This window comes from Pseudomonas sp. YL2 (assembly GCF_023063025.1).
Classification (GTDB): Bacteria; Pseudomonadota; Gammaproteobacteria; order Pseudomonadales; family Pseudomonadaceae; genus Aquipseudomonas; species Aquipseudomonas putida_A.
The window spans coordinates 92,583-118,065 of record NZ_JAJSLU010000001.1 but is presented as its reverse complement, the minus strand read 5'-3'; the positions used below and the strand labels follow the sequence as shown (position 1 = coordinate 118,065).

General features: G+C 61.5%; 21 protein-coding genes. 6 read left to right on the top strand and 15 right to left on the bottom strand.

Translation table 11 applies throughout. The features are described 5' to 3' along the window. Nucleotides 1-173: 173 nt before the first annotated feature. From LVD08_RS00530 to hflK (LVD08_RS00515), 4 genes are read right to left on the bottom strand one after another with little or no spacing between them, the layout of a single operon-like run. Entirely contained in the window at nucleotides 174-2,081 is a 1,908-nt protein-coding gene (locus LVD08_RS00530; RefSeq protein ID WP_247267136.1) for a heavy metal translocating P-type ATPase, read from the bottom strand. After that, a complete protein-coding gene (gene hflK / locus LVD08_RS00525; protein WP_027610320.1) occupies nucleotides 2,078-3,139 on the bottom strand; it encodes a protease modulator HflK in 1,062 nt (353 codons plus the stop codon). Before hflK (LVD08_RS00525) ends, LVD08_RS00530 begins: the two co-directional genes overlap by 4 nt. Continuing rightward, nucleotides 3,136-4,182: a protease modulator HflC gene (gene hflC, locus LVD08_RS00520; RefSeq protein ID WP_247267135.1), complete on the bottom strand. Its 1,047-nt coding sequence runs from the start codon at nucleotides 4,180-4,182 to the stop codon at nucleotides 3,136-3,138. The genes hflK (LVD08_RS00525) and hflC overlap by 4 nt, the downstream gene beginning before the upstream one ends. Then, entirely contained in the window at nucleotides 4,179-6,143 is a 1,965-nt protein-coding gene (gene hflK, locus LVD08_RS00515) for a protease modulator HflK (RefSeq protein WP_247267356.1), read from the bottom strand. The genes hflC and hflK (LVD08_RS00515) overlap by 4 nt, the downstream gene beginning before the upstream one ends. 210 nt (nucleotides 6,144-6,353) lie before the next feature. On the opposite strand from hflK (LVD08_RS00515), the gene lpdA reads away from it, so the two are divergent. Further along, the gene (gene lpdA, locus LVD08_RS00510; RefSeq protein WP_247267134.1) at nucleotides 6,354-7,754 is read left to right on the top strand and encodes a dihydrolipoyl dehydrogenase; all 1,401 of its coding nucleotides are present in this window, start codon (nucleotides 6,354-6,356) and stop codon (nucleotides 7,752-7,754) included. Nucleotides 7,755-7,911: 157 nt separating this feature from the next. Here lpdA and LVD08_RS00505 read toward each other — a convergent pair whose 3' ends face one another. Further along, entirely contained in the window at nucleotides 7,912-8,385 is a 474-nt protein-coding gene (locus LVD08_RS00505) for an Lrp/AsnC family transcriptional regulator (protein WP_141126007.1), read from the bottom strand. 144 nt (nucleotides 8,386-8,529) lie between these two features. Between LVD08_RS00505 and LVD08_RS00500 the strand changes: the two genes are divergently transcribed. Further along, nucleotides 8,530-9,159: a LysE family translocator gene (locus LVD08_RS00500; protein WP_041073815.1), complete on the top strand. Its 630-nt coding sequence runs from the start codon at nucleotides 8,530-8,532 to the stop codon at nucleotides 9,157-9,159. Here the strand turns inward: LVD08_RS00500 and LVD08_RS00495 are convergent. From LVD08_RS00495 to LVD08_RS00470, 6 genes are read right to left on the bottom strand one after another with little or no spacing between them, the layout of a single operon-like run. Further along, a complete protein-coding gene (locus LVD08_RS00495; protein WP_247267133.1) occupies nucleotides 9,156-11,288 on the bottom strand; it encodes a hypothetical protein in 2,133 nt (710 codons plus the stop codon). The genes LVD08_RS00500 and LVD08_RS00495 overlap by 4 nt on opposite strands. Continuing rightward, complete coding sequence (locus LVD08_RS00490; RefSeq protein WP_247267132.1) at nucleotides 11,275-12,468, bottom strand: DUF3142 domain-containing protein; 1,194 nt, start codon at nucleotides 12,466-12,468, stop codon at nucleotides 11,275-11,277. Before LVD08_RS00490 ends, LVD08_RS00495 begins: the two co-directional genes overlap by 14 nt. Before the next feature lie 48 nt (nucleotides 12,469-12,516). Next, complete coding sequence (locus LVD08_RS00485; RefSeq protein ID WP_027610312.1) at nucleotides 12,517-13,335, bottom strand: class I SAM-dependent methyltransferase; 819 nt, start codon at nucleotides 13,333-13,335, stop codon at nucleotides 12,517-12,519. Further along, the gene (locus LVD08_RS00480) at nucleotides 13,329-14,483 is read right to left on the bottom strand and encodes an acyltransferase family protein (protein WP_247267131.1); all 1,155 of its coding nucleotides are present in this window, start codon (nucleotides 14,481-14,483) and stop codon (nucleotides 13,329-13,331) included. Before LVD08_RS00480 ends, LVD08_RS00485 begins: the two co-directional genes overlap by 7 nt. After that, nucleotides 14,480-15,784, bottom strand: a complete 1,305-nt coding sequence (locus LVD08_RS00475; RefSeq protein ID WP_247267130.1) for a glycosyltransferase — start codon at nucleotides 15,782-15,784, stop codon at nucleotides 14,480-14,482. Before LVD08_RS00475 ends, LVD08_RS00480 begins: the two co-directional genes overlap by 4 nt. Next, nucleotides 15,778-17,337 (bottom strand): glycosyltransferase, encoded by a 1,560-nt coding sequence (locus LVD08_RS00470; protein WP_247267129.1) that lies wholly within the window; start codon nucleotides 17,335-17,337, stop codon nucleotides 15,778-15,780. Before LVD08_RS00470 ends, LVD08_RS00475 begins: the two co-directional genes overlap by 7 nt. Between LVD08_RS00470 and LVD08_RS00465 the strand changes: the two genes are divergently transcribed. The 4 genes from LVD08_RS00465 to LVD08_RS00450 all read left to right on the top strand — a co-directional run bounded on the left by LVD08_RS00465 (nucleotide 17,336) and on the right by LVD08_RS00450 (nucleotide 19,807). Further along, complete coding sequence (locus LVD08_RS00465; protein WP_247267128.1) at nucleotides 17,336-17,479, top strand: hypothetical protein; 144 nt, start codon at nucleotides 17,336-17,338, stop codon at nucleotides 17,477-17,479. The genes LVD08_RS00470 and LVD08_RS00465 overlap by 2 nt on opposite strands. Nucleotides 17,480-17,763: 284 nt before the next feature. After that, nucleotides 17,764-18,099, top strand: coding sequence for a hypothetical protein (locus tag LVD08_RS00460; RefSeq protein ID WP_247267127.1), 336 nt, complete (start codon nucleotides 17,764-17,766; stop codon nucleotides 18,097-18,099). Beyond that, a complete protein-coding gene (locus LVD08_RS00455) occupies nucleotides 18,099-18,362 on the top strand; it encodes a hypothetical protein (RefSeq protein ID WP_431061409.1) in 264 nt (87 codons plus the stop codon). The genes LVD08_RS00460 and LVD08_RS00455 overlap by 1 nt, the downstream gene beginning before the upstream one ends. Beyond that, nucleotides 18,359-19,807 (top strand): glycosyltransferase family 4 protein, encoded by a 1,449-nt coding sequence (locus LVD08_RS00450; RefSeq protein WP_247267126.1) that lies wholly within the window; start codon nucleotides 18,359-18,361, stop codon nucleotides 19,805-19,807. Before LVD08_RS00455 ends, LVD08_RS00450 begins: the two co-directional genes overlap by 4 nt. A 19-nt stretch (nucleotides 19,808-19,826) precedes the next feature. On the opposite strand, the gene LVD08_RS00445 is transcribed toward LVD08_RS00450, so the two are convergent. The 4 genes from LVD08_RS00445 to glmS all read right to left on the bottom strand — a co-directional run bounded on the left by LVD08_RS00445 (nucleotide 19,827) and on the right by glmS (nucleotide 25,481). Further along, nucleotides 19,827-21,857 (bottom strand): pyridoxamine 5'-phosphate oxidase family protein, encoded by a 2,031-nt coding sequence (locus LVD08_RS00445; RefSeq protein WP_247267125.1) that lies wholly within the window; start codon nucleotides 21,855-21,857, stop codon nucleotides 19,827-19,829. 60 nt (nucleotides 21,858-21,917) lie between these two features. Beyond that, entirely contained in the window at nucleotides 21,918-22,544 is a 627-nt protein-coding gene (locus tag LVD08_RS00440) for a glutathione S-transferase family protein (RefSeq protein WP_247267124.1), read from the bottom strand. A 102-nt stretch (nucleotides 22,545-22,646) separates the two neighbouring features. Beyond that, a complete protein-coding gene (locus tag LVD08_RS00435) occupies nucleotides 22,647-23,573 on the bottom strand; it encodes a LysR family transcriptional regulator (protein ID WP_247267123.1) in 927 nt (308 codons plus the stop codon). 75 nt (nucleotides 23,574-23,648) lie between these two features. Beyond that, nucleotides 23,649-25,481: a glutamine--fructose-6-phosphate transaminase (isomerizing) gene (gene glmS / locus LVD08_RS00430; protein ID WP_247267122.1), complete on the bottom strand. Its 1,833-nt coding sequence runs from the start codon at nucleotides 25,479-25,481 to the stop codon at nucleotides 23,649-23,651. Nucleotides 25,482-25,483: the final 2 nt, after the last annotated feature.

The window sequence follows — 25,483 nt, the reverse complement described above, 5'->3', positions numbered from 1 at the left end:
AGACCATCCTTGAAAAATAGCAGGCTATCGATTTAATTAGCCGAGACTATCGTTCCAGGCGCTCCTGCATGCCGTCATGCACCCACTACTGCTTTAGCCCAGGTAACGGCGTGAAGTGTGCGCCCTCTCCATAGATGACTGCCTATTCGGCGCACAGTTCGCTGAAACTCACTTCAGTGATCATCCTTGAGCTTGAGCAATGGCTCCTGAAACCGCAGCAGCCGTCCGGCATTGCCCAACACCAGCAGCGTGCTGAGGTTGTGCAGCAGCGCGGCGATCATCGCTCCGGCCGCGCCGAGCCAGCCGAATGCCGCAAACACCACGATCGCCAGGGTCCAGCCTAGACCGATGATCACGTTGACCTGCAAGGTTCGACGGCACTGACGACTCAACCGCACACAGGTGCCCAGACGGCGCAGATCGCTGCCGATCAACACGATATCCGCCGAGGCCAGCGCGATGTCGGCACCGCCGGCGCCCATCGCCACACCCACCACCCCGGCCTTGAGCGCCAGCGAATCATTGATGCCGTCACCCACCACCATCGGCCGGAAACCGTTGTCGATTTCCTTGAGCACGCGGTTGAGCTTGTCCTCAGGCAGCGCCTGCGCTTCCACCTCTGGCAGGCCGACCTCGCGGGCCAGGGTCTGCGCAACACTCTGGCGGTCGCCGGTCAGCAGCAACTGGCGACCCAGCCCCAGTTCGCGCAATTCAGCGAGGGCAAAGCGCGCTTCTGGTTTGACGCTGTCGGCCAGCAACAGCCAGGCGACAAACTCGCCGTTCAGTGCCAATCCGGCAATCGGCCCGTCGTGCTCGGGAACGATGGTAGTGACGATGCCCAGTTGCGCGAACAGTTCGGGACGTCCCAGCGCCGCCTCGCCTTGCGCGGTCATGGCCACGACCCCGAGGCCCTGACGCTCGTGAATGTCCGTCAGCGGCAGGCTCTGCTCCTGACTGACCAGCCCCGCCAACGCCCGGCTGACAGGATGACTGCTGGCCGCACCGAGACTGGCGGCCAGCGCCATCACCGAGGCCTGATCCAGACGCGGGCTGCTGATCGATTGCAAACGCAAGGTGCCGTAAGTCAGCGTGCCAGTCTTGTCGACCACCAGTGATGTGAGGTCTGCCAACTCCTCAAGGAACGCCGAGCTGCGAATCAGAATGCCGTGGCGCGCCGCCACCGCAACCCCGGCAATCGCTGTAGCCGGTGCCGACAGCACCAAGGCGCAAGGACATGCGGCTACCAGCACCGCGAGCATCGCTTGCGCGTCATGGGTGACAAACCAGGTCACCGCCGCCAACAGCAATACCAGCACCATGTAGCTGCCAGCATAGCGTTCAAGCAGACGGGTGATCGGCGGCTTCGAACGCTCGGCGTTCTGAATCAGCGCGATGACTTTGCCCAGCGTCGATTGATCACCGGTGCGGGTCACCTCAATGCGCAGCAAGCCATCGAGGTTGATCGCGCCGCCAAACACCGTCATGCCCACTGCCGTTTCCACTGGCACCGACTCGCCGGTAATCGACGCCGTGTCGAGGCTGGCTTGGCCGAACAACACCCGACCATCCGCGGGCACACGATCCCCGGCGCGCACCTCGACCGTGTCACCGGGTTGGAGGGTGCCGTTGTCGACTTCAATGATCGAGCCGTCCGCTTGAATCTTGCGGGCGTGGCTGCGGGTCAATTGGCCGAGAGCGTGAATCGCTTCCTGCGAACCGATCACGCTGCGCTCTTCCAGCACGTGGCCGAAGATCATGATGATCGGCAGCAACGCGGCGGTCAGCAGATCGCCAGTCGCCCACGCACCGAGCATCGCCAAAGCAATCAGTTGATCGGTGATGCCGTGCAGGCTCGGATAACGCAAGCTGTACCACGCCGAGCGCATCACCGGCACCGCCACCAATAGAGAAGCGAAACCCAGCAGCAACTGACTGACACCGGTTTGCTCCGGTAACAGCCAGCGCCAGAGCAGACCGAGGCCGAGCAAGCCAAGGGCGAGCATCGCCAGGGTCAATTGCCGCGCGGCGCGGCGCTGTTCGGCCGAGGACAACAGGCTCGGTGCAGCGGTGGTCGCAGTCATTTACTGGCTCCCTGAATGATCAGGCGGGAATCGTCTTTCGGATCGACCGTGGTCACTGACCCGGCCTGACCAAGAATTTTCGGCATGCGTTCGCGGTACAGACGCAGAAGCATCTGCGGGTCGGTGCCCTGTTGTTGCGCCTTGGCCAGGCTCATTACCGTGGCAGTGTCGGCAGAGGCTTTTGCCAGCCGTTCGCCGGCCTGAGCATGGGCCACTTGCAGAGTACGGTCGGCTTGTTCGTTGGCGGTTTGGGTGAGTTTTTCCGCCTCGGTGCGTGCATTGGCGACGGCTTTGTCGGCCTGCTGACTGGCGGTCAACACCGCGTTAAAGGCACTGACCGCCGGATCCGGCAGACTCGACTGCACGTCGACCCGCGCCACTTCGATGCCGATGCCCTGCCCACTCGCCTTCAACTCAGCCAGACGCTGGTTGATGCCTTGCACCAGATCACCGCGCAGACGCTCGCGTCGTTCGGCGGCCTGATTATCGGCACCGATCAACTCGGGCCGAGCGACCAGAATCGTATCCAGATCCCGAGCAGCGGTCAGGGCCACAGCGCTGCGGGTGACCAGCCGATCCAGTGCTGGCAGCACATGATCACCCTGCAGCACGAAGTCATAGGGATCGCTGACTTTGTAAAACACCCGCACATCCAGTTGCACCACGCCGGCGTCGCCGGTCAGTAAATAGCCGGAACCGGCCAGTGCATCGCTCAGTGGCGTGGCGAAGGTTGCTACACGATCAGCCTTGATCGCCTCACTGCTGCGCAGCAGGTTTTCCACTCGGCGCTCGATGACCCGATCCGCCGCCGGCAGCAAAACCACCTGCTCGAACGGCTGCGGCCAGGCCAGCAACAGCCCGGCATTCTGGACGCGGTGCAGTGCGCCAAAGTGCAAGACCACCGCGCGATTTTGCGGATCAATCTGCCGCACATTGGAAAACGCCCACGCCAACGCAGCCAATACCGTTACCGCATATAAGGCGAAAAACGCCAGGCGTCCGGCCTGAATCCACGGACTGCTCAACGAATGTGTTCCACGTGGAACTTCATCACTCATGGCTGCGATCCGGATTTGTTTTCAACAGTCGGCGGGCCGTCCACCAGCACGCGGAATGGCGCGGCGTCGGTGCGCAGGATCAGCTTGGTGTCCGGCGTAACGATGGTGCCAAGGGTATCGAGTGAGCGCAGCAGGTTGTACAGCTGCGGCGAGCCAGCATAGGCACGGCCGTAGATTTGCGCGGCTTCGACCCGCGACTGTGCTTCGATTTCTGCGGCCTTCACCGTGGCATCGGCCTGGACAATTCGCGCATCGCGCTCGGCCGCAGAACGGATCTGCGCGGCTTCTCGCTTGCCGATGGCGGTGCGTTCGGTGGCGATTGTTTCACGCTCGGCGCGCATCCGATCAACCGTGGCCGTGAGCGTGACCGAAGGCAAGGTCAGGCGTTCGATGCCCACCTGAACCACACGCACGCCGTAGGTGGCGAGCAGTTGCTGGTCGATCTGCTGACGCAGTTGCGCTTCGAAATCGGCGATACGCACTTTGCTGGCATCGGTATTCACCAGATCCGCCAGGTCGAAACTGCTGGCGGTGGTTTCCAGCGCCGAACCGACAAAGGTGCGAATCTGCCGCGCCGCTTCGTCCGGCTGGTTCTGCACCGCGCGCATGAAACGCTGCACATTGTCCGGGTCGCCCTGCACCTGCCACGCCACGTAAGCCTGAACGATGATGCGCAAACCGTCGCGGGTGCCGACATCCTGCAAACCACTCGAGGTGGTACGCAGGCGCAGATCCACCGGGATCGCCGCTTCGAACGGCGCCGGCCAGCGCCAGCTCAAACCAGGCTCAAGCAGTACCCGCGACGGATTACCGAAACGAGTGATGACGGTGGCCTCGCCCGAGCGCACCTGGACCAGGCTTGCCGCCGCGATGGCAAACCCCACCAGCAACAACGCCCAGCCCATGCGCCGCCACGGGAATGGCCCCGCCTCTTCCGGCGCACCGTGGTGATGGTGATGATGCCCATGATGATGGTGATGCCCGGCGTGGCCGTGATCGTGGCCGCTGTGGTCATGGGAATCGTGAGTGTGCGACTGGCTCAAGGGGCAACTCCTGGTTGAGCGGTGGTGCGCGCAGGCGTCGGATCAGCCGGCAGCGTGAACGTACGCAGATCGATGGTCGGCGCATTGCTGCTGCCGCCTAAACGGTGGTCGAGTACCAACAATTTGGCCTTGTTCAGACCCAGGCTGAGCTGACTCAGATATTGCTCGAGCACGAACGCCTGGCCAGCGCTGGCATAGGCTTTCTGCTCAGCCTTGAATTTCAGATCCGCCGCCTGCGCGGTGGCGTTGATTTCACGGGCGCTGGCAATGGCCTGATCGCGGGCGAGACTGGCCTGCAACTGCGCCTGATTACTCGCTTCTGCCGCAGCACCGCGCTCACGGGAGATCAACGCCTGCGCGCCGATCTGCGCGGCTTGCACGCCGTGATAAGCATTGGCGGCGCCGGCAGGGGGATGAATTGCTTCGACCACGGTGGCGAGAATCTCAACACCGCTGTCGAGTTTCTGTAGATCACCTTGCACTGCGCGGCCGATTTCTTCGCCCAGCCCTACCCGGTCAGCACCGAGCAAACCGTCGAGGGTGCGCGAGGCAAAATCGTGCACCAGAATCCGGCTCGCGGTGCTGCGAATCAGCGTCGGCACATCAGCGTTGTTGTAAGTGGCGGCCAAGGCATCCTGATCACGCAGACCAATGCGATAAACGAAGCGCACGTCCATGTTGACGATCTGAAAGCTCTGCTGATCGCCACGGCTGCTGGCGATCACCTGGGATTTGTCATTGACGTGGCTGGCATCCCACAAGCGGTTGGCGGCCATCGGCGCCGGGCCTTCGGCAGGCTCAGCCTGGGTCGGGGCAGGAGCATCGCCGACGCTGGTCGCCAACTCATGCACCACGCCATTCTCGACGTTCAATACACGGCCCAATGGCCACGGCAGACCGGCGTGCAATCCCGGACCGAACACTTGCACCGGCTTGCCGAAGCGCTCGTAGATACCTCGCCCCTGCAGCGGGATTTCGTGGATACCGGTCAGTAACCAGCCGACCGCAGCGACCAGCACCAGCACCGGCAGGAAGGCCCGGCGCATATAGCTGAACGCCCAGATCTGGCGCAGATCGATGCCGAACCGGTTGTGCAGTTCATGCTGCAAGGCGAGCAACGGCTGCGGTGGCCAGCGCAGCATATCGGCAACAAAACTGCGCGCCAGCAGGGTCGGTTCGAGCTGCTCGCGTCGAGGGCTGAACACCGACAGAACTGCGCGCAATAGCAACTCGATCGCGACGAATGCCGGCAAGATCCCGATCAACACCGCAAGCCGTACTGGCCACACCGACGCCTCGCTGGCGAACAGCAGGCACAACGCGCCCAGCACCAGACTGATGATCGCCACCCGCGCCAGTTGCGCGAGAGACCCGGCTTCCGGCCATTGCGCCGGACTCTCCTGAGCCAGTTGCCGCTCCAGCACCAGCAGGCCGAAACCCAGCAGCAACATCAGCGCCGCGCCCACCGTGGCCGACAACCCGACCGCAGCGGCAGGCAATGCCAGATTCCACACCTGCCCGATGGCGAGCACAATCAGCACTGACCAGCCGCCCAGCCACAACGTGGCCGCACCAATCTGACCGAGCAGGTGCAGACCACGCTGACTCAATCGCTCCAGCAGCCGTTCGTACCAGCCATCTGGCGCTACTGGCTCCAGCTCCTCGGTCAGCGCCACCGATACCTGCGGGTCAATCACCCCTGCACGCCATTGCGTCACCCACCACGCCGACTGCAAGCCGGCGACCAACACCAGCAAAGCCGCGCCCAAATTCACCAACAAGGCCGGCCATATCGATTGCGCGGCAAACAGTTCGACAAACAGCGCCAGCAGCCACCCTGCCCCGGCCAATCCGCCGAGACCGATGGCCAGACGACGCAAACGTCGCCCCTGCGTGGACGCTTGTTGAAAGCGCGGCAACCCGGTCACTTGCGTGCCATCGACATCCAGATCGACTTGCATATCACCCCAAAGCCATTGATTCACCGGTCTTATCGTTACGATATAACGAAAAGCGTGAAATATTCGTACACAAATTCGCTTATCTAAAGATGCGCAACCTGTCGCTTGCCTGAAGCCTTGACCGAAATGTCCGGAAACGCACATATTACGTTCGTAATTTTATCGACCGACTACTTTTAGCGATCCGCATCCCCAACGAGGAGCAACAGCATGAGCAACTACGACGTGGTCATTCTGGGCGGCGGCCCCGGTGGTTATAACGCGGCGATCCGCGCCGGCCAGCTGGGCCTGAAGGCAGCCTGCGTGGAAGGCCGCGCCACCCTCGGCGGCACCTGCCTGAATGTCGGCTGCATGCCGTCCAAAGCCTTGTTGCACGCCTCGGAGTTGTACGACGCGGCCATGGGTGCGGAATTCGCCAACCTCGGCATCGAGGTCAAACCCACGCTCAACCTCGCGCAAATGATGAAACAGAAAGACGAAAGCGTGAGCGGCCTGACCAAAGGCATCGAGTTTCTGTTTCGCAAGAACAAGGTCGACTGGATCAAGGGCTGGGGCCACATCGACGGCCCGGGCAAAGTCACGGTGACCGACGAGCAAGGCAACAAGACCGAGCTGAGCGCCAAGGACATCATCATCGCCACCGGCTCCGAACCTACGCCCCTGCCCGGCGTCGAGATCGACAACAAACGCATCCTCGACTCCACCGGCGCGCTGTCGCTGAGTGAAGTACCCAAGCATCTGGTGGTGATTGGCGCCGGGGTGATCGGCCTGGAACTGGGCTCGGTCTGGCGGCGTCTCGGCGCCCAGGTGACCGTGGTCGAATACCTCGACCGCATCTGCCCGGGTGTTGATGGCGAGGCCGGCAAAACCCTCCAGCGTGCGCTGAGCAAGCAAGGCATCAGCTTCAAATTGAGCTCGAAGGTCACCAGCGCCACCCCCTCGGTCAACGGTGTGCAGCTCAGCGTCGAACCCGCCGCCGGTGGCAACGCTGAATTGCTCGAAGCCGATTACGTGCTGGTCGCGATCGGCCGGCGCCCGTACACCAAAGGCCTGGGCCTGGAGAACGTCGGCCTGAGCACCGACAAGCGCGGCATGCTCGCCAACCGCCAGCACCGTACCGAGGCAACCGGCGTATGGGTGATCGGTGACGTGACATCCGGGCCGATGCTCGCACACAAGGCCGAAGACGAAGCGATGGCCTGCGTGGAACAGATCGTCGGCAAGGCCGGCGAGGTCAACTACGAGCTGATCCCCAACGTCATCTACACCCGGCCGGAGCTGGCCAGCGTCGGCAAGACCGAAGAGCAGCTCAAGGCTGAAGGGCGCGCTTATAAGGTCGGCAAGTTTCCGTTCACCGCCAACAGCCGGGCCAAGATCAACCATGAGACCGAAGGCTTCGCCAAAGTCCTCGCCGACGAACGCACGGACGAAATTCTCGGCGTGCACCTGGTCGGCCCGAGCGTCAGCGAAATGATCGGTGAGTACTGCGTGGCTATGGAGTTCAGCGCGTCAGCCGAAGACATCGCGCTAACCTGCCATCCGCACCCGACCCGCTCCGAGGCGCTGCGTCAGGCGGCGATGAATGTCGAGGGGATGGCGACGCAGATGTAGATGGTCACCCGAACCCTGTGGGAGCTGGCTTGCCAGCGATGGCGTCAGTCCTGTAACCATTGCGATCGCTGACACACCGCTATCGCTGGCAAGCCAGCTCCCACAGTTGACCGTGTTCCTGCTGGAGGATTGCGGTCGAATGTGGGAGCAACCCGCTCTACAGCGGAAGATGCCCCAACGGCAACGCCCCCGGCGTCTTCACCGTGTGAATCGCAAAGTTGCTGCGAATGTCACTCACCCCCGGCAGCTTCAGCAGGCAGCCGCTGAGAAAGCGGTCGTATGCGCGCAGGTCCGGCACCACCACCTGCAACAGAAAGTCCGACTCCCCCGACACCAGAAACGCGGAGATCACTTCCGGCAGCGCCGTGACCGCTGTGTAAAAGGCTTCGGCCTGCTCATCGTTGTGGCGCTCGACCTTGACTCCGACAAACACTGTCAGCCCCAGTCCCACTTCATCGCGATCGAGGTTGGCCTGGTAGCCACGAATCACCCCGGCCTCCTCCAGCATCCGCACCCGGCGCAAGCAAGGTGACGCCGACAGGCCGATCTCGTCCGCCAGCTCGACATTGCTCAGCCGTCCGTTGCGCTGCAAGGCAGCGAGAATCTTGCGATCAAAAGCGTCGAGTTTCATCTTTGGCAGATCCTGCTGGTCAAGGCACAAAAAGAAAGCAGGTTATGCCAATCGCAAGGGTTTTTGAAGCTGACTTCGCAAGCACCTGCCCCGCCCTTGCGCCATAGACTTTGCTCACCGAATCGATAACGAAAGGGCTGCGACATGACGAGTTTCTGGCTGTTTTTTCTGGCATTGGCGGTGGTCTTCCTGTTGCCCGGCCCGGACATGATTCTGTTGCTGCAAACCGGTGCCCGCCAGGGTCGCGGTGCGGCGCTGGCAACCGCCGTTGGCCTGGCGATCGCCCGGGGCTGTCACGTGGCATTGGCGGCATTGGGTCTGGCGGCGCTGTTCAAGGCGGCGCCGTGGACGTTTGATCTGGTGCGCCTGGCCGGTGCGGCGTACCTGCTGTGGATCGGCATTCAATGCCTGCGCAGCAGCCTGCTGCCGAACCTGAATACGGCTGCCGTGACTGACACCCAAGGACAATGGCGCGAGGCGATTCGCCGTGGCCTGCTGACCAATCTGCTCAACCCCAAGGCCTTGCTGTTCTGCTCGGTGCTGTTGCCGCAATTCATCGTCAATGACGGCGCAGCGGTGCTGACCCAGTTTGCCACCCTCGGCGGGTTGCTGGTGGGCATCGGGCTGCTGTTCGACAGTGCCTATGCCCTGACCGGCGCGGCGCTGGGCCGTTGGCTGCAACACAGTCCAACCGCCCAACGCGTTCAGCAATGGCTGTTCGGCAGCCTGTTGATCGGCTTCGCCGTACGCCTGACGTTTATTCAGCAGGCCTAGGGTTTGCGGGACTTGCGCCGACGACTGAACAACACCAGCACGCCAGCACTGATTAACAGCAGGACACCGACCACCGGCCACTTGTACGGACGCAACGAATTGCGCACAGCGTCGGTCACCTGGGTGACGTAACGCTTGTCGGCGTTTTCGAAATCCGGATAGGGGCACTGATTACCGAAGTCCACCGCCCACGGCACGTACGGGCCTTCATTGACGTAGCGTCGATACAGCGCGCTCTGCTCTTCCAGGCTGCTGTTGAAACCCGCAGCGTTACACAACACCGCCGCAAACGCCTGACTGGTGTGCGGCAAATTATCGGCGGCCCGGCTGGCCAGCGCGGTGGCGACAAAACGGTAGTGATAACGCTCATCCGGCTGCGCTTCACTGGCCTTCTGGCGCTGGACTTCAGCCTCGGCCAGCAGCGGCCCGACTTTCAGCTCGGTGTTTTCCAGGCTGTAGTTGCCGCCAAACGTGGCGTAGTCCGGCGCCATCTCGTAACCGAGAATGTCCATGCCCCATTCACGCGCGGTCCACGCCGCGTTGTACAAGGCGCTGGCGCGTCTGGTCGGCCACCACGCAGCGTCAGCCTTCATCCGTTGCTCGCCGTACAGACGGGCCTTGTGCTGCAGATCGGGATTGTCGAAATAGCCGACCGCTTCCTCGTAATGCCCTTCACGCAGCAAGCGTCGCCCCAGCAGATTGCGCAGGCTGGCGGCGACCGGCAGCGGCACGTAGTTGTCGCGCTGCTGCTGGGTCAGCGCGGGTGGCGCCGGCACGTTGTCATCGACATAGCGTTTGAGCTCATCGACGGTCAGCACGCGCTCGGCCACCGTCGCCGCGTCGAACCAATAAATGCCGTTGCTGCGATACAACTGCACGAACGCTTGCAGGTATTCGCCACGTTGCAGCGCCAGAATCGCACTTTCGCCCTCGACCCGGCATTTCGGCTGGACGGTTTCGAAGTCCCAGTAAGGGGTGCGCCGGTAACCCCAATCTTCGCTCTGCGGGAACGCCTGCGCAGCTTTGGCATAGGCGGCAGCTGCGGCATTTTTATCGCCGTCACGCACCGCCAGTTTGGCCCGCAGCCACCACGCCAGTCCGCCGTCACCGGCGTTTTCAAGGAAGGCTTTGGCGCTGGCGTAATCACCTTGTTGATAGTTCATGGCCGCCAGTCGATCGGCGTTTTCCAGGCTGCCACGGGTGCTGTCCTGCAGCAGCTTGATCAGTTTCTTCTCATTCGGCGGTTGCTCGTCGAATGACCAACCCATGCGGCTGATCAACGAAGCGGTAACCAGTTGCTGCACGGCTTTGCGCTCCAGCAACTTGGCCAGTTGCGGCTCGGGCAGTTCGGCCAGCTCATTCATCAGTTGTTTCAGCGAGGTGTAACCCACGGCCGAACCGTGCAGGTTCTGCGCTTCATACAATTCGATGGCGCCGTTCCAGTCGCCGGCGTTGCGCAGCACCCGCGCCTCTTCACCGAGGCTGGCCACACCGAGTTCCAGCGGATCACTGAAGCCATCGATGCTCAGTTGTCGAGCCTGACGGAAGGCCCCACGTGCATCCTCCAGCACTTCGATGACATCGCCCGCCTCGGCACTCGTGGCAAACCAGGCACGGCCCAGGGAATACGCTGCCCAGGTGCTGCGCAGCGGGCGCTGATCGGCCGGCAGTGCCAGCACTTTGTTGAAGTATTCGATCGCCAGCGGATGATCGCCAGTGGCAAACGCCACCGCGCCGGCCACGTACAAGCGAATTTCCGCTGGCAGGCTGGCGCCCTGCGCCTCGACCTGACGCGCATCGCTCAGGCCACGCAGTTGCTTGACCAGCGCCTGTTGTTCGGCGCTCAGACCGACCTGCTCGGCTTTTTCGCGCAGCGCAGCAGGCTCGCTTGCGTCGCCGTACATGTCGTCGGGATTGTGCGTCGCAGCGGTGACGTTCTTCAGCCCGGCAATGGTCTTGCCGAGGCGGCTGATCTCGAAGTTGAAGTTGCCCTCCGGCAAATCGGCCAGGGTTTGCCCGCGATTGTCGAGCAGGCGCATGGGGAAGTCCGGGCCGCAGGCCAACGCCGAACCCAGCGGCAGGCTGAGGCTCAGGCAGAGCAGATGGCGGGGCCAGTTACGGGTCAACATGCGAACCTCCTTGATCAATAAATGCACAGCGCGCCCAACCGATGGCGCGTTGTCCACCCGCCGGCAAACGACCGTCGCGCAGGCGGGTGAAGGTAAGCAGATCCGCGCTCTGTTGCAACGAGTAACCGGCAAGCGCATCGGCGCCTTCGCAAGCGCTGGCCTTGACGATGATGCGCGTGGGCCAGGCACTGTCGAGGTTTCCGACATTGCGCAGGGCGATGTCCTGCAGGCCATTGTGGTCGCTGAACGTCAGGCCGAGTTGGCTGCTCAACGCATCGCCGCGGGCCACGGCGCGCAACGTGGTCAGGCTCCAGGCCCGACGATCATTGGCCAGCGGCAGGCGAAACCAGATCAGCCCGGCCAGATGTTCCTGCGGGTCCTCGCGCAGCGCTTTTGCAAGTCGGCTCAGTTGCAACGGATCGGCGAGCAGTTCCCGGCGTTGCCCTTCACGTTCGATCGGTACTTCGCTTTCCACCACCGGGGCACCGTCGGCATCCGGCAGCAGCGCCACGCCATAGGCCGGCAGCGCCAGATAGAACGGTTTGCTGCTGATTTTGCCCCAGGCGCCGGCCCAGCGCCGAGCCTGCTCGGGGTCGAACAGCCCGCGTCGCGGATCGCTGACGGCGTGCACCTGCAGCACACTGCTGTCGACTGTGGCCAACATCGCCGGCAGCTGTGAACTGCCGAGCCACGCCGGCAGCGCGGTGATGCTCAGCGGCAACGATGCGGGCAACGCGGAATGCAGATGTGTCAGGAACTCGGTGTATTCCGGCAGACGCGCATTACCCGCGTCATGATCGATCTCGACGCCACTCAGGGTCAGCCCCTGCGCCTGCCAGTCGGCGACAACCTGAAGAATCTGCGCCGTGACCTGCGACTGATCCAGACTTTTGAGCTGACCGTCGAGACGAATCACCGCGATCAGAGGCCGGCCATCGTGCTTGAGCAACGGCGCATCGATCCGCGCCCGATGCCAGCCGTCACTGGGGAATGCCTGCAAGGCCAACACGCGCAGGGTCGAAAAGTCGCTGCGGCTGTCTTTCAGCGCGAGCTCATGGGCGGACGTCCATTGCCGTTGCCAGACGTAGAGTTGCTGATCGATTGGCGCTGCGTCCTGTCGTTCACAAGCACAGAGCAACAACACCGCCAGCATGGCCGACAACCCGACGATAACGCGCATACCTTGCAGATCCCTGAGACATCAGGCTGCAAGGTTACACAAAAGCACTCAGGGCTTGCGGGCAATGATCACCTGACTCTTCGCCACCACCGCGTCCAGCGCCTGCTTGATCTGTGCACCACGGGGCGAATCGAGCACCGCTTGCCAGGTATTGGCCCAATGCTCGAGCAACGGGTGATCGGGGTTACTGAATTCGACCTTGGCTTCCCAGAACAACAGCATCCACATCGACCAGTAAAAGCCGTATTGACTGTGGCTGATGATCTCCAGCCCGGCGTCACTGACCATCGCCTTGAACTGCTCTTCACTGATGATGCGAATGTGGTTGGGTTTCTGGAAATAATCCGGCGAGGCAATGTCTTTCTGCAAATCTTCCGAGCTGGGATGCGGCACGCTCAGCAGGTACAGCGCTCCCGGCTTGCCGACCCGTACCAGTTCGGCGAGAAATTGCGCCGGATCGTCGACATGCTCGATGACTTCGGTGGAGACCACGCGGGTGGCGGTGGCATCGGCAATCGGCAGCGGGTTGCAGTCGGTCACGTGGCATTCGACGCTGCGTGCCGGGGTATCGCTCAGACGCTGGCGGGTGGCCTCGACTTTGGCCGCGTCGATGTCGGCAATGATGATCTTCGCCCCGCGCATGCCGCAGAAATGCACATTACCGCCGTCGCCACAGCCGACATCGAGCAACGTGTCATCGGCGCTCACCCGAAAGCCTGTGAACAGCTCGTCGGTCTCCTGATTGAACCAGCCACTGAGCTTTGCGTCGTACAGGCCGAGCATGTACGGATCAACCTTGTCGGCGGCAGATGGCACAGCAACCGGTGCGGGAGACGTTGCCGTGAGTTTCTTCAAAAGGCTCAGCATGAGGTAGCTCCAGAGGATGGGACGGCGGTTCGCGACGTACCGAGGCGGCGCACCAGCGCGGCGCCGCGATTGCGCATCGGCATTTCGATGAATCGGTAATTCAATTCGCTGAGCAGCGCGATCAGACCGCCGGCGATCAGCACCGTGAGAATCGGGTGCCCGGCCGGACTGGGCAGCCCCGCGTCCTGCAAGCGGAAGATCAATTCACGGACCAGCAGATAGGCCGGAATATGGATCAGGTAGATGCCGTAGGAACGGCTGCCGATCCACGCCATCAGCCGTTGCAACCTTCCGGGCGGCAGCAGGTAATCGCGGTTGTACGAGGCAATCCACACCAGCAGCGCGCTGAGCACGGCGATCGTGCCGATGCGGTAAGAGGCGAACGTGAAGCGGTCGGTGGCCATGTAACTCAGCAGCAACGCCAGCACAGTCAGTACCGAAACGCCGGCCCACGGCCGCCGCAGGAACCTCGGTTCCCAACGGGAATACCCCGGCTGCGCGCTCCACATCGCCAGCAATACGCCGAGGGCCAGGGCATCGGTGCGCACCACCATCAGCAAGGGCGTGCGCAACGTGAACAGTTGCACCGCGACCAGCGCCAGCAATACCCAGCCCAGATGTCGGCGACACACGACAATCAGCAGCGGGAACAGCAAGTAGAACTGCTCCTCCAGTGCCAGGCTCCAGTAGACGAAACTGCTGCCGTATTCGTACTGAAAGAAACTGTCGGCAAAACGGAAATTGGCGTACTGCAACACCCCGGCCAGCGTTGCCTGCAGGTTGGCGTGCAGCGTGCCAAACGCACCTGAGCGATTGAGCAAGACACAGGCCAGCAACATCAGCGCCAGCCACAGCCAGGCCGAGGGCAACAAACGAAAGGCCCGGCGCAGCCAGAAATTGCGTGTCTGCTCCCAGCACTGTCGACGGCTCGTGCAGCCTTGCAGCACGGGGATCAGGCTGCGGGCGATGACAAATCCGGAGATCGCAAAAAACAGGTCAACGCCCCACCAGGACTGCGCCCAATGGTGGACTGTTTGCAGCAGCGGCACGGTGTCGGTGAACAGGCTGCCCTGCAGGTGATGAAACAGCACACCGAGCACCGCGATCGCACGCAGTACCTCGATGTCCATGATCCGCTTGCCGTTCATGCCCCGCGCATCTCGGGGTCTGCGGCGAACCGGCGCTCGAACAACTGCCCCAGAAACACCTGCAACCGCTGCTCGGCCACTGCCTGACTGCAGAAATCCTGCAGGCTGCTCACCGCCTGAGCGGCCATCTGTGCATAACGTTGCGGATCGTCTTTGGCGACCGCATAGCTGGCGCGATAGGCCGTGCACAACGACGTCCAGTTGGTCACATAACGCAGGGTGCGGAAGGCCTTGCGCGGGTCATGCGGCCAGGCCGTGAGCTCGTCGGTGGAGTCGATCAGAAAGGCGTTGTCGGCACTCAGGTAATCGATCATTGCCGTCGTACGCGGCGCCACCGCCGGTTTGCCGCAGGACATGAATTCCATCAACGGCAGGCACTGGCCCTCGCCGTAGGACGTGTTGACCACATAGCGGGTCGCCTGCACCAGGCGCTCATAATCGGCGTCCGCGAGGTAGCCGTAGATCAGCACGATCCGGCAGCGGTAGGACTGATTCTTGTACAGGTGGTGGAGGATGTCGCTCAGCGCTTCTTCGGCATCGTGGTGCGTCAGTTTCAGCACGAGCGTTGCGTCCTCGACCTCGCGGAACGTCACGCAGAATGCACTGAGCATGTCCTCCCAGTTCTTGCGCCCATCGCCGGGATTGAACACTGAGGTGTAGACCACGCCGTCGAGCAGCAACTCCTGCTCCCTGACCGGCGCATGAAAATCGAGTCCCTTGCCCGTGCGCAAAGGCCGGGGGGCGAATGCGTTCAAGTCAAGTTTGCGACTGTCGGCCACCAATCCCTTGATCTTCAACCGTACCGGTCCATTCGGTGGCTGGCCCTGCAACGGCGCACCGCGGGCGGCAAAGCGATCCCATACCGGCGCAGGCACCGCGACGATCGGGTAATCGCTGTCCATTGCCTCGCGCACCGCGTTAACGGTGTAGCTGGAATGGGTGATCGCCGCTCCGCAAGCCTGCAGCACCGTGCGCCAGTCGTTGCGCGGCTCACCGGCAAACGGCTCATTGGGGATGGTGCTGAACTCCCACGCAAACACCGGCAAAGTCGGACACATCAGGTGTACCGGCGTGCGATGGGGCGGCGAGAACGACAGGAAGACGCACGGCTCGCCACTGGCCCGGCATTCCTCGTAAAGCGCGTCGACTTCGGTCAGCGGATCGGCCACTTCCACCACGCGTCCGAGACGCTCGAGTACCGGGCGATATTCCTTGAGCACGAAGTAATAGCTGTACTCCGAGCGCCCCAGATTCTGTGCAATGGTGTGCTGGTTGGTTTCCGAATGAATGATGATCAGCATGAGGCGTTTTCCGTCACTGACGCAGCATTGGCGGGATGCGGTGCAAGCCCGAAAAATTCCGCCATGCGCGTTTGCACGGGGGCAAAAGCGCAGTAGTCATGCATGCGCTCGACCGCTGCCGCCGACATCTGCCGGTACCGCTCCGGCTGGTCTTTGGCCATGCGGTAGCTGTCCTCGTAGGCTTGTTTCAGTGAAGCCCAATCCGGGCGGTGGCGCAGGGTGCGGTAAATCAGCCGCGAGTCCTGCGGCCAGATGGCGGGTTCTTCGCTGGACTTGATCACGAAGGCGACGCTGTCGTCGATGTAGTCTTCCATGGCCGTGTGGTCCGGAGCGATTACCGGTTTGCCACTGGACATGAACTCCATCAATGGCAGACACAGGCCCTCACAGCGCGAGGCGTTGACGTAGTAACTGGCAGCGGCATAAAGCCGGGTGTACTGGGCGTCATCCAGATAACCGTGCAACACCACCACCCTGCAGGCAAAGGGTGAGAGCTGCGCCAACAGGGTCATTAATTCGCTGTAGTAAGACGCGAGGTCGTTCTGGGTGATTTTCAATACCAACGTGGCATCGGCCGTTTCCCGAAACGCCCAGCAAAACGCGGTGATCAGTTGATGCCAGTTCTTGCGGCCATCTTTGGGGTTGAATACGGTGACGTAGACCACACCGTCGACCGTGGTGTCGACCACCGACGTGGTGTCCGGCAGATCCAGCGGCGGCGGTTCGACCACTGCCACCGCCTGTGGACCGGCGATACTCGGCAGCTGTCGCTCCAGCCAGGCATGCGCCCTGCGTGAGAAAAGATCACGCAGTCCCTCCCAATACCAGTGATGCAGAAACTTCACCCGCGGCTGTTGCTGTTCGCGGCCTGCATCCAGGCGCCACTGGCGCAGGTAGTGCCGGGCGATGACCAGGCGCCGTTTGAAGGTCAGCGGAGGAGGTCGCTGTGCCTCGATCGCGGCCAGTTGCTCGGCGGTCAGTGGTTTGGGCAGCAGGTCATCGGCTGAGAGCGCCAGCGTACGGCTGTCGAAAATGCAGCCCTTGATCGCCAGCGGCGTGCCTGGATTGACCGGCGCCGGAACTTGCTGCTGACGAATCGCCGCAAAGTTCTCCCACAATGGTGTCGGCAACACCAGTACCGGAAAGTCCTCGCCCAGCGCCCGGCGAATCGCCCGGGCAGTATGGCTGGACAGAGTAATCACCCGCCCTTGTCGGGCCAGCATCAGCGTCCAGTCGTGGCGCGGATCGTTGTCCCAGATCTCGTCCGGGATCGAATCGAACTCCCAGGCAACCACACACAGGGTCGGACACTCGAGATCGGTCGGCGTATTTTGCGGCGGGGTGAAGGAGAGAAACAGGCTGTCTTCGCCCGCCTCGCGCAATTGGCGAAAGAGCGGATCAACCTCGGTGATGGCGGACACCACATGCACCCGCCCAAGGCTTTCCAGCACTGGGCGATAAGCCTTGAGCACGAAGTAGTAACTGTATTCGGGACGCCCGAGACTCTGGCTGATGGAACGGTCGTTGACGTCCGAGTAAAGAATGAAGTTCATGGCATCCCACGATGAAGCCGCCATCCCGGCTGCTTCAATCCATGACGGCGAAGCGCTGAATCGTGGTCGGCATGCCGACACTCGTCCTGCATCTTCCAGCCCGTCTTTGTTCTTGTTTTTAGTGGTCGGTTTTACCTTGTGACGCGGCAATCCTGGTGAACCTGGAAAATCGCGACGAAGCGCATTCTAAACACATCCGACGAACGTTCGTGAACCTCCGGAACAGAATAAATGTGTCTACGCTGATGAGAACTGACCGGTCACGGTTTGGAGTGTTGAAATTACTTTGCAATTGGCACAGATTGGTAACAAACAACTACAACAACTATTTCGCCTGTCGTCTTGTCGATTTTTTCCTTCGATCTGACAGACCTTCCCTTAAAGCCTGCAGGAAGTGGCGAAAGTTAAAGACCAAGGGGTCGCTGTTTGAAAAATCGTCTGTTCGTCACGGATTTTCATGGATCCGCGGGACAACATATCCGGACACCCCCGCTGGGAGTTGACGCGGATTGGGAGCTGCTGAACGCGGCTTCGACATACCACCGCATGACACCGGACAGTCTTGCCCTGCCGCAGCCACAAGACAGAGGCGCAACCGTCGCCATTGGCGCGATTCCACCAGTAGCCGTTTTCAAATTCACGTTCCGCAGCGTATCCGTCGTTCAGGCCTTCAAACCTCTCATCGCTGACTTGCGAAAAACCGTCGCGCAACTCCCGCCCGCACCTGTTGTGAATGCGAGCGACATGGTGGAGGGCGTCTGATGGGGCATGTGCGTGTGACAGGCCTGGGCAAGGTCTACAAGCAATACCCCTCGCGCTGGAGCCATCTGGTCGAATGGTTGGTCCCGTATGCTTCGCGGCGTCACTACCAACATTGGGCGCTGCAAGACATCACCTTCAATATCGCTCCCGGTGACGCAGTAGGCATCACCGGTATCGAAGACTTCGTCGATTGCTCGTGGCTGAGTGCCAAGACATCGATTACCCGCAGCGCCGAATTGGCGAATACGGAGCGCGCTCTATGACCCGATTAATGGTGGAATGTACCCATGTATTCAACCACCCGAAACTCAATTCGGGGATTCAGCGGGTGGTGCGAAACGTCATCAATCAGTTGCCTCCGAATGCCCAAGGCTTCGAGTGCATTCCGGTAGTGCTGCTCAACGGCAAACTTTACCAGGTTCTTCATCTTGCCCCCTTCACCACACCGGTGTTGAATACTCTCGCTGCATTCGGTGATCGGCTGGAGCGCCTGTCGCATCGTTTCTGGCAATGGCAGCAACGACTCGGCGCCAAGTGCACCTCGCAATCGGCGAAAAAACTGATTTATTTTTCTTATCGTTTGACCGCCTTCGGCACATTCGGCATTTCCTTGCGGGTTTTCAGAAAAGTAAGCCGCTTCCAACTGCTGAAACGTTGTGCACCGGTGCGCCATCAACCAGGCGATCAGCTGGTGTTGCTCGACTCCTCTTGGCATTCAGATATTTTTCCTCACGTCGAACAGCTCAAACATGAGGGTGTCGGTGTAATCGCGGTGATCTACGATCTGATCCCTGTGACTCATCCGCACTTCTACGAGGCGCGCCCAGCGCAGGTATTCAGTGAGTGGTTCGACTGGATCGTCCGCACCGCTGATGGCTATATCGCGATTTCTGCCACCGTGCGTGACGAAGTACGGTCAGAAGTGCAACGCCGGATCGGGAAAGTACAAACCGAAAAACGTTGGTTCGATTACTTTTACCTGGGGGCGGAGCTGGATCTGCACAGCGAGAACGTAATCGTTGACCCTTGCCTGCAACGAATTTTTAACTCCCCTGAGCCTGTGTTTCTGATGGTCAGTACCATCGAGCCGCGCAAGAATCATGCTTACTTGTTGGATGCTTTCGACCGCGCATGGGCAAGTGGCTCGAATGCAAAACTGTGCATCGCAGGACATGTAGGCTGGAAGTCTGACGAACTATCCAATCGAATACGCAATCATCCAGAGTTGAATCAGCGTCTGTTCATGTTCAACAACCTGAGTGACACCAGCCTTGAATATGCCTACGCGCATGCCAGCTCCCTGGTGTTTCCTTCTTTCGTGGAAGGTTTCGGTCTGCCACTTGTAGAGGCAATGAAACGCGGGCTGCCGGTCATGGGGAGTGATATTGCAGTGTTCCGTGAAATCGGGCGCGATTTCATGGCCTACTTTGATTTGAATAATCCTCAAAGCCTGGCTGACCTGATCGACAAATTCGAACGCAGCGGAAAATTCCCGGCAACTCGCAATGTCGGCGAATGGAGTTGGATCGGCTGGCGCGAGGCGAGTTTGCAATTGGTCGAACACAGCGCAAGAAATGTCAGGACAGCAATGGCGCGAGATGTCGAGAGTTTTGAGGACACGAGTGAACCCGTACGTACAACCACCTCAAAGCCCGAAACCACAAGGTTACGCACACCTACGTCAGTCAGTTCATCGCCCCATTGGTGAACCCGTTACATCACGAAGCTTAAAGATCCAGCACCAGCAATTGCTCACTCTGCGCCGGCACCGCGCAGCAAATCAGCACCTGCCCCGCTTCCGGCAGGTCTGCCGGGGGCTGTGGATAATTCACCGCGCCACTGACCAGACGTGTCTTGCAGGTGCCGCACGAACCTCCCCGGCAACTGAACTCGGGGCGCAGGCCACGGCTTTCTGCGAGCTCCAGCAGACTGCCGCCGTCCGGCTGCCAGCGCGCCTCTTTGGCCGAACGCTCGAACATCACCGGCACTGACGTGATGGCGGCCGGTGGTTGCTCGATGACCGCCGCATCCGGGTCCGGCTGACGCCTGAGCGTCGACGGGCCGAAGGTCTCGGCATGGATCCGTGCGTCGCGAATGTCCAGCTCGCGCAGACTGTCGTAGACACTTTGGGTAAAAGCGCCGGGGCCACAGACAGCAAAATCGATCTGGTCGTAATCCTCGACCTCCAGCAGATCACGCAGCAGTGCCCGATCAATGCGCCCATGGCGGTCGAAATCTTCGCCTTCATGCACGTCGGCCTCCGGCTGACTGAGCAGGCGAATCACCCGTACCGCATCGCCAGCACTTTCCAGCACGCGATCGATTTCCTCGCGAAACGGCTGATCGGCCAGGCTGCGCGAACTCTGCAGCAACCACGTCGGCCGGATCCCCCGGGTGCGCAGGCCTTGATATACCACCTCGCGCAGCATCGACAGCAACGGCGTGATACCAACCCCCGCCGCCAGCAGCACCAGCGGCCGGTGTTCCAGCGGCGCCACCGTGAAGTGCCCCTGTGGCGCCCGTGCCTCAAGAACATCGCCGACCCGGATCTGCTGGTGCAAATGGCCTGAAACCAGGCCCTCGCGTTTCACACTGATGCGCAGGAAATCATCCGATGGCGCACTCGACAGGCTATAAGTGCGAATATGCGTTTCACCATCCAGAGTGAAGCGCAACGGCAGATGCTGGCCAGCCTGAAACACCGGCATCCCTGCGCCATCGTCCGGTTGCAGATAGATCGAGCGGATGTGCTGGCTCTCCCTTTCGATGCGGGTCACCCGCAGCGGCCGCCAGCGGTCACCCAGCGCTTTGGCCTGCAAGCGTGCATCGGCCTGGGCCCAGGTGCCGGTCAGCAGACTGGTGGGCGACATGCCGTCGAAGCGCCAGCGCAGGGCCAGTGCCGCCGGGCGCCGCACCAGTTTCTCTACCTCGAATGTCCACAGGCGCTCGGCGCCCTGGAACGCTTCGATCTGCGGCCCGTCGAGGATGATTTCGGTCCGCCCGCTCAGTTGCAGCACATCGCCTGTGGAAAAGTCGATGAACAGCAGGCCGGCCTTGGGATTGAGCAGCAGGTTGCCGAGGGTGTTGAAGTGCAGATTGCCGGCAAAATCCGGGATGGTCAGACGATTACCTTCAACCCGGACAAACCCGGCCTGCCCGCCACGATGGGAAACATCCACCGCACGTTGTCCGTCCACATCGACGTAACTGGCGACGAAGAAGGTATCGGCGCTTTCGATCATGGCTCTGGCTGCGTCATCAAGACCGTCGTCGTGCTGCGCTGGCCGCGTCTGCGGATCGCCCAGCGGCACGCGCTGGAACTGGCGCAGTTGAATGTATTGCGGACAGTTGCCGAAAGCCTGATCCACGCTCACCTCGAAACCCTGCACGGTCAGATTGTCGACATGACCGTTGAGGCGATTGCGGCGGCGGGTATGCAACTCAATGCCGAGCAACCCGATCGGCTCGCCATTGCGCAATTGCGCCGGATCATCGGCAGCGGGTTGGCTGGCGAAATGCAGATGCTCGGGATCAGGCGAATGCGCAAATCCCGGCGCGCCTTCGAGCACACTGGCCCAAGGACGCCCGTCGGTATCGACCGCGCCGTACAGCATGAACGGTAACTGCTCATAAAAGGCGCGGTGCTGATCCGGCATCCAGTCACGAATCACTTTTCGGCCGAAGGCCTCCATGCGCTCGGCAACGCCGACATGGGCCTGCAGTTGTTGCTCGCCAGCGTGCCACGGTGAACGTTCCATCACGCATCTCCCCGCGCCGCCGGCGCATTGTGGATAACTCGATCAGATCGGGCCGACCTCTCAGGCAGTCTTTTGCAGACCGGCGACCGTGCGCGGCATGCCGACAAAACCGGGCAAGGCTTCGATACGCGCCAGCCAGGCACGCACGTTGGCGTAGTCGTCCAGCGACACGTTGCCTTCCGGCGCATGGGCGATGTAGCTGTAGGCGGACACGTCGGCGATGGTCGGCTCGCTGCCGGCCAGATACGGGGTCTTGCCCAGTTCCACCTCCATCACTTTGAGCAGGTTGTGCGCACGGGTAATCGCTTCTTCAGCATTCAACTGTGCGCCAAACACCGTCACCAATCGTGCAGCAGCAGGTCCGAAAGCAATCGGCCCTGCAGCGGCCGACAACCAGCGCTGCACCCGTGCTGCAGCGACCGGATCGGTCGGCAGCCAGCGGCCATTGCCGTACTTGAGCGCCAGATACACCAGAATCGCGTTGGAGTCGGCCAGCACCACACCGTCATCGTCGATCGCCGGCACCTGACCGAAACTGTTGATCGCCAGATACGGCGCCTGCTTGTGCTCACCCTTGGCCAGATCGACCAGGATCAGTTCAGTCGGCAGTTGCAGCAGGGACAACATCAGCTCTACCCGATGGGCGTGGCCGGAACGCGGGAAGTTGTAGAGTTTGATCGCTTGCATGGTCGACTCCGCTGGAGGGGGCGCCGTTCGGGATGGCAGCGCCGATGGAGGCCATCTTCCCCTCATCCTTGAAGCAACAGAATCACCAGCAGTCGCAATCGATTATTTCACCTGATGAAATAAAGCCGCGTTTTGCAGCGCCGGATGCTCTCGCAAGGCCTTCACCGCATGGTCGACAAAACTGCGCACCCGCGCTGGCGCCTTGCGTCCGCCCTGATACACCACGTGAATCGGCAGCGGTGGCAGTTCGAAATCGGCGAGGACAATTTCCAGTTCACCGCAGGCCACCTTGCCGGCGACCTGATAGGACAACACCCGGGTCAGTCCCAACCCCAGGCAGGCCGCAGTAATCGCCGCCTGGTTGGCGGTGACCACCAGCCGAGGCTCGGGTCGCACGCTAAGCGCTTCGCCCTGATCCACAAACGGCCAGTTGCGCAACTGGCCGATGGCCGACGTCGTCACCACCGGTGCACCGGCCAGTGCATGCGGATGCGCGGGACGGCCGTGTCGAGCCAGATAGTCCGGCGAACCACAGATCACCCGCCGCACCTCGCCGACCCGGATCGCGTGCTGATTGCTGTCCGGTAACTCACCAATGCGTACCGCGACATCGATGCCCTCCTCGACCATGCTCACCACCCGATCGACCAACAGCGCATTGATCGAAACATCCGGGTATTGCGTCAGATAAGCCGCCATCAGCGGTGTGACAAACAGCTCGCCGAACAATACCGGCGCGGTCACCGTCAATTGCCCACGCGGCTGGGCATGACTGCCGGCCGCCGAATCCTCGGCTTCCTGCACCTCGGCGAGAATTCTCCGACAGTCTTCCAGATAACGCTGACCGGCCTCGCTGAGGTGCACAGTGCGTGTCGTGCGAATCAGCAACTGTGTACCGATGCGCTGCTCCAGCGCCGCCACGGCGCGGGTGACACTGGCGGCGGACAAGCCAAGACGCCGCGCCGCCGCCGAGAAGCCCTGCTCCTGGGCCACGGTGGCGAAGATCTGCATTTCCTGGAAGCGGTCCATGGATGTCCTCGATTCAGATACAAAAATCGCAGCCGAGGCTGCGATTTTTGCGGGTCAATGTCAGCTGTGGATAACTTATTCCACCGTCACCGACTTCGCCAGGTTGCGCGGCTGGTCGACGTCGGTGCCCTTGAGCACGGCGACGTAGTACGACAGCAGCTGGAGCGGGACGGTGTACAAGATCGGCGAAAGGATGTCGTGGATGTGCGGCATCTGCACCACGTGGGTGCCTTCGCCGTTGGTCATCCCGGCTTTCTCGTCAGCGAATACGATCAGTTCACCACCACGGGCACGGACTTCCTGCAGGTTGGACTTGAGCTTCTCCAGCAGTTCGTTGTTCGGCGCCACGGTGACCACCGGCATGTCGTTATCCACAAGCGCCAGAGGGCCGTGCTTCAGTTCCCCAGCCGGATAGGCTTCGGCGTGGATGTAGGAGATTTCCTTGAGTTTCAAGGCGCCCTCCATTGCGACCGGGAACTGCGCGCCACGGCCGAGGAACAGGGTGTGATTCTTCTCGGCGAACAGTTCGGCGATTTTTTCCACGGTGCTGTCCATCGCCAGCGCTTCGCCGAGACGGGTCGGCAGGCGACGCAACTCTTCCACCAGCGTGGCTTCAACGCCTTTGCCGAGCGTGCCGCGTACCTGACCCAGCGACAGGGTCAGCAGCAACAGGCCGACCAGTTGCGTGGTGAACGCCTTGGTCGAGGCTACGCCGATTTCGCGACCGGCCTGGGTCAGCAGCGTCAGGTCGGATTCACGCACCAGCGAGCTGATGCCGACGTTGCAGATCGCCAGGCTGGCGAGGAAGCCCAGCTCTTTGGCGTTGCGCAGCGCGGCCAGGGTGTCGGCGGTTTCGCCGGACTGCGAGATGGTGACGAACAGGGTGTCCGGCTGCACCACCACCTTGCGGTAACGGAATTCGCTGGCGACTTCGACCTGACACGGAATACCGGCGAGTTCTTCGAGCCAGTAACGCGCGACCATACCGGCGTGGTAGCTGGTACCGCAGGCGACGATCTGCACGTTGCGCACTTTGGCGAACAGTTCGGCAGCCTGTGGACCGAAGGCCTGCACCAGTACCTGATTGTTGCTCAGGCGACCTTCTAGGGTACGTTGCACCACGACGGGCTGTTCGTGGATTTCCTTGAGCATGTAATGACGGAACTCGCCCTTGTCAGCGGCTTCGGCACCATCGCTGTACTGCACGGTCTGGCGCTCGACGGCGTTGCCGTTGACGTCCCAGATCTGCACGTCATCGCGGCGAATTTCGGCGATATCGCCTTCTTCCAGGTACATGAAGCGGTCAGTGACCTGGCGCAGCGCCAATTGGTCGGACGCGAGGAAGTTCTCGCCCAGGCCCAGACCGATCACCAACGGGCTGCCACTGCGTGCGGCAACCAGACGATCCGGCTGTTGTGCGTTGATCACGGCCAGACCGTAGGCGCCGTGCAGTTCCTTGACGGTGGCTTTCAGCGCGACGGTCAGGTCAGGCTGATCCTTGAGTTTGTGGCTCAGCAGGTGCGCGATGACTTCGGTGTCGGTGTCCGAAGTAAACACGTAACCCAGCGCTTTCAGTTGCTCACGCAGGGCTTCGTGATTCTCGATGATGCCGTTGTGCACCACCGCGATATCACCGGAGAAATGCGGGTGCGCGTTACGCTCGCACGGTGCACCGTGGGTCGCCCAACGGGTGTGGGCGATACCGAGACGGCCAACTAGCGGCTGTGCGGCCAGCGCCGCTTCCAGCTCGCTGACCTTGCCCGGACGGCGCATGCGCTCGAGCTTTTCATCGTTGGTGAAAACCGCCACACCGGCGCTGTCATAGCCGCGGTATTCAAGGCGCTTGAGGCCTTCGAGCAGGATGGCGGTGATATTACGTTCAGCAACTGCGCCGACAATTCCACACATGC

Excerpts from the sequence above, each read along its gene's own strand:
- LVD08_RS00530 (WP_247267136.1), bottom strand. The coding sequence starts at position 2,081 with ATGACTGCGACCACCGCTGCACCGAGCCTGTTGTCCTCGGCCGAACAG.
- hflK (WP_027610320.1), bottom strand. The coding sequence starts at position 3,139 with ATGAGTGATGAAGTTCCACGTGGAACACATTCGTTGAGCAGTCCGTGG.
- hflK (WP_247267356.1), bottom strand. The coding sequence starts at position 6,143 with ATGCAAGTCGATCTGGATGTCGATGGCACGCAAGTGACCGGGTTGCCG.
- lpdA (WP_247267134.1), top strand. The coding sequence starts at position 6,354 with ATGAGCAACTACGACGTGGTCATTCTGGGCGGCGGCCCCGGTGGTTAT.
- LVD08_RS00505 (WP_141126007.1), bottom strand. The coding sequence starts at position 8,385 with ATGAAACTCGACGCTTTTGATCGCAAGATTCTCGCTGCCTTGCAGCGC.
- LVD08_RS00500 (WP_041073815.1), top strand. The coding sequence starts at position 8,530 with ATGACGAGTTTCTGGCTGTTTTTTCTGGCATTGGCGGTGGTCTTCCTG.
- LVD08_RS00495 (WP_247267133.1), bottom strand. The coding sequence starts at position 11,288 with ATGTTGACCCGTAACTGGCCCCGCCATCTGCTCTGCCTGAGCCTCAGC.
- LVD08_RS00490 (WP_247267132.1), bottom strand. The coding sequence starts at position 12,468 with ATGCGCGTTATCGTCGGGTTGTCGGCCATGCTGGCGGTGTTGTTGCTC.
- LVD08_RS00485 (WP_027610312.1), bottom strand. The coding sequence starts at position 13,335 with ATGCTGAGCCTTTTGAAGAAACTCACGGCAACGTCTCCCGCACCGGTT.
- LVD08_RS00480 (WP_247267131.1), bottom strand. The coding sequence starts at position 14,483 with ATGAACGGCAAGCGGATCATGGACATCGAGGTACTGCGTGCGATCGCG.
- LVD08_RS00475 (WP_247267130.1), bottom strand. The coding sequence starts at position 15,784 with ATGCTGATCATCATTCATTCGGAAACCAACCAGCACACCATTGCACAG.
- LVD08_RS00465 (WP_247267128.1), top strand. The coding sequence starts at position 17,336 with ATGGCATCCCACGATGAAGCCGCCATCCCGGCTGCTTCAATCCATGAC.
- LVD08_RS00470 (WP_247267129.1), bottom strand. The coding sequence starts at position 17,337 with ATGAACTTCATTCTTTACTCGGACGTCAACGACCGTTCCATCAGCCAG.
- LVD08_RS00455 (WP_431061409.1), top strand. The coding sequence starts at position 18,099 with ATGGGGCATGTGCGTGTGACAGGCCTGGGCAAGGTCTACAAGCAATAC.
- LVD08_RS00450 (WP_247267126.1), top strand. The coding sequence starts at position 18,359 with ATGACCCGATTAATGGTGGAATGTACCCATGTATTCAACCACCCGAAA.
- LVD08_RS00445 (WP_247267125.1), bottom strand. The coding sequence starts at position 21,857 with ATGGAACGTTCACCGTGGCACGCTGGCGAGCAACAACTGCAGGCCCAT.
- LVD08_RS00440 (WP_247267124.1), bottom strand. The coding sequence starts at position 22,544 with ATGCAAGCGATCAAACTCTACAACTTCCCGCGTTCCGGCCACGCCCAT.
- LVD08_RS00435 (WP_247267123.1), bottom strand. The coding sequence starts at position 23,573 with ATGGACCGCTTCCAGGAAATGCAGATCTTCGCCACCGTGGCCCAGGAG.
- glmS (WP_247267122.1), bottom strand. The coding sequence starts at position 25,481 with ATGTGTGGAATTGTCGGCGCAGTTGCTGAACGTAATATCACCGCCATC.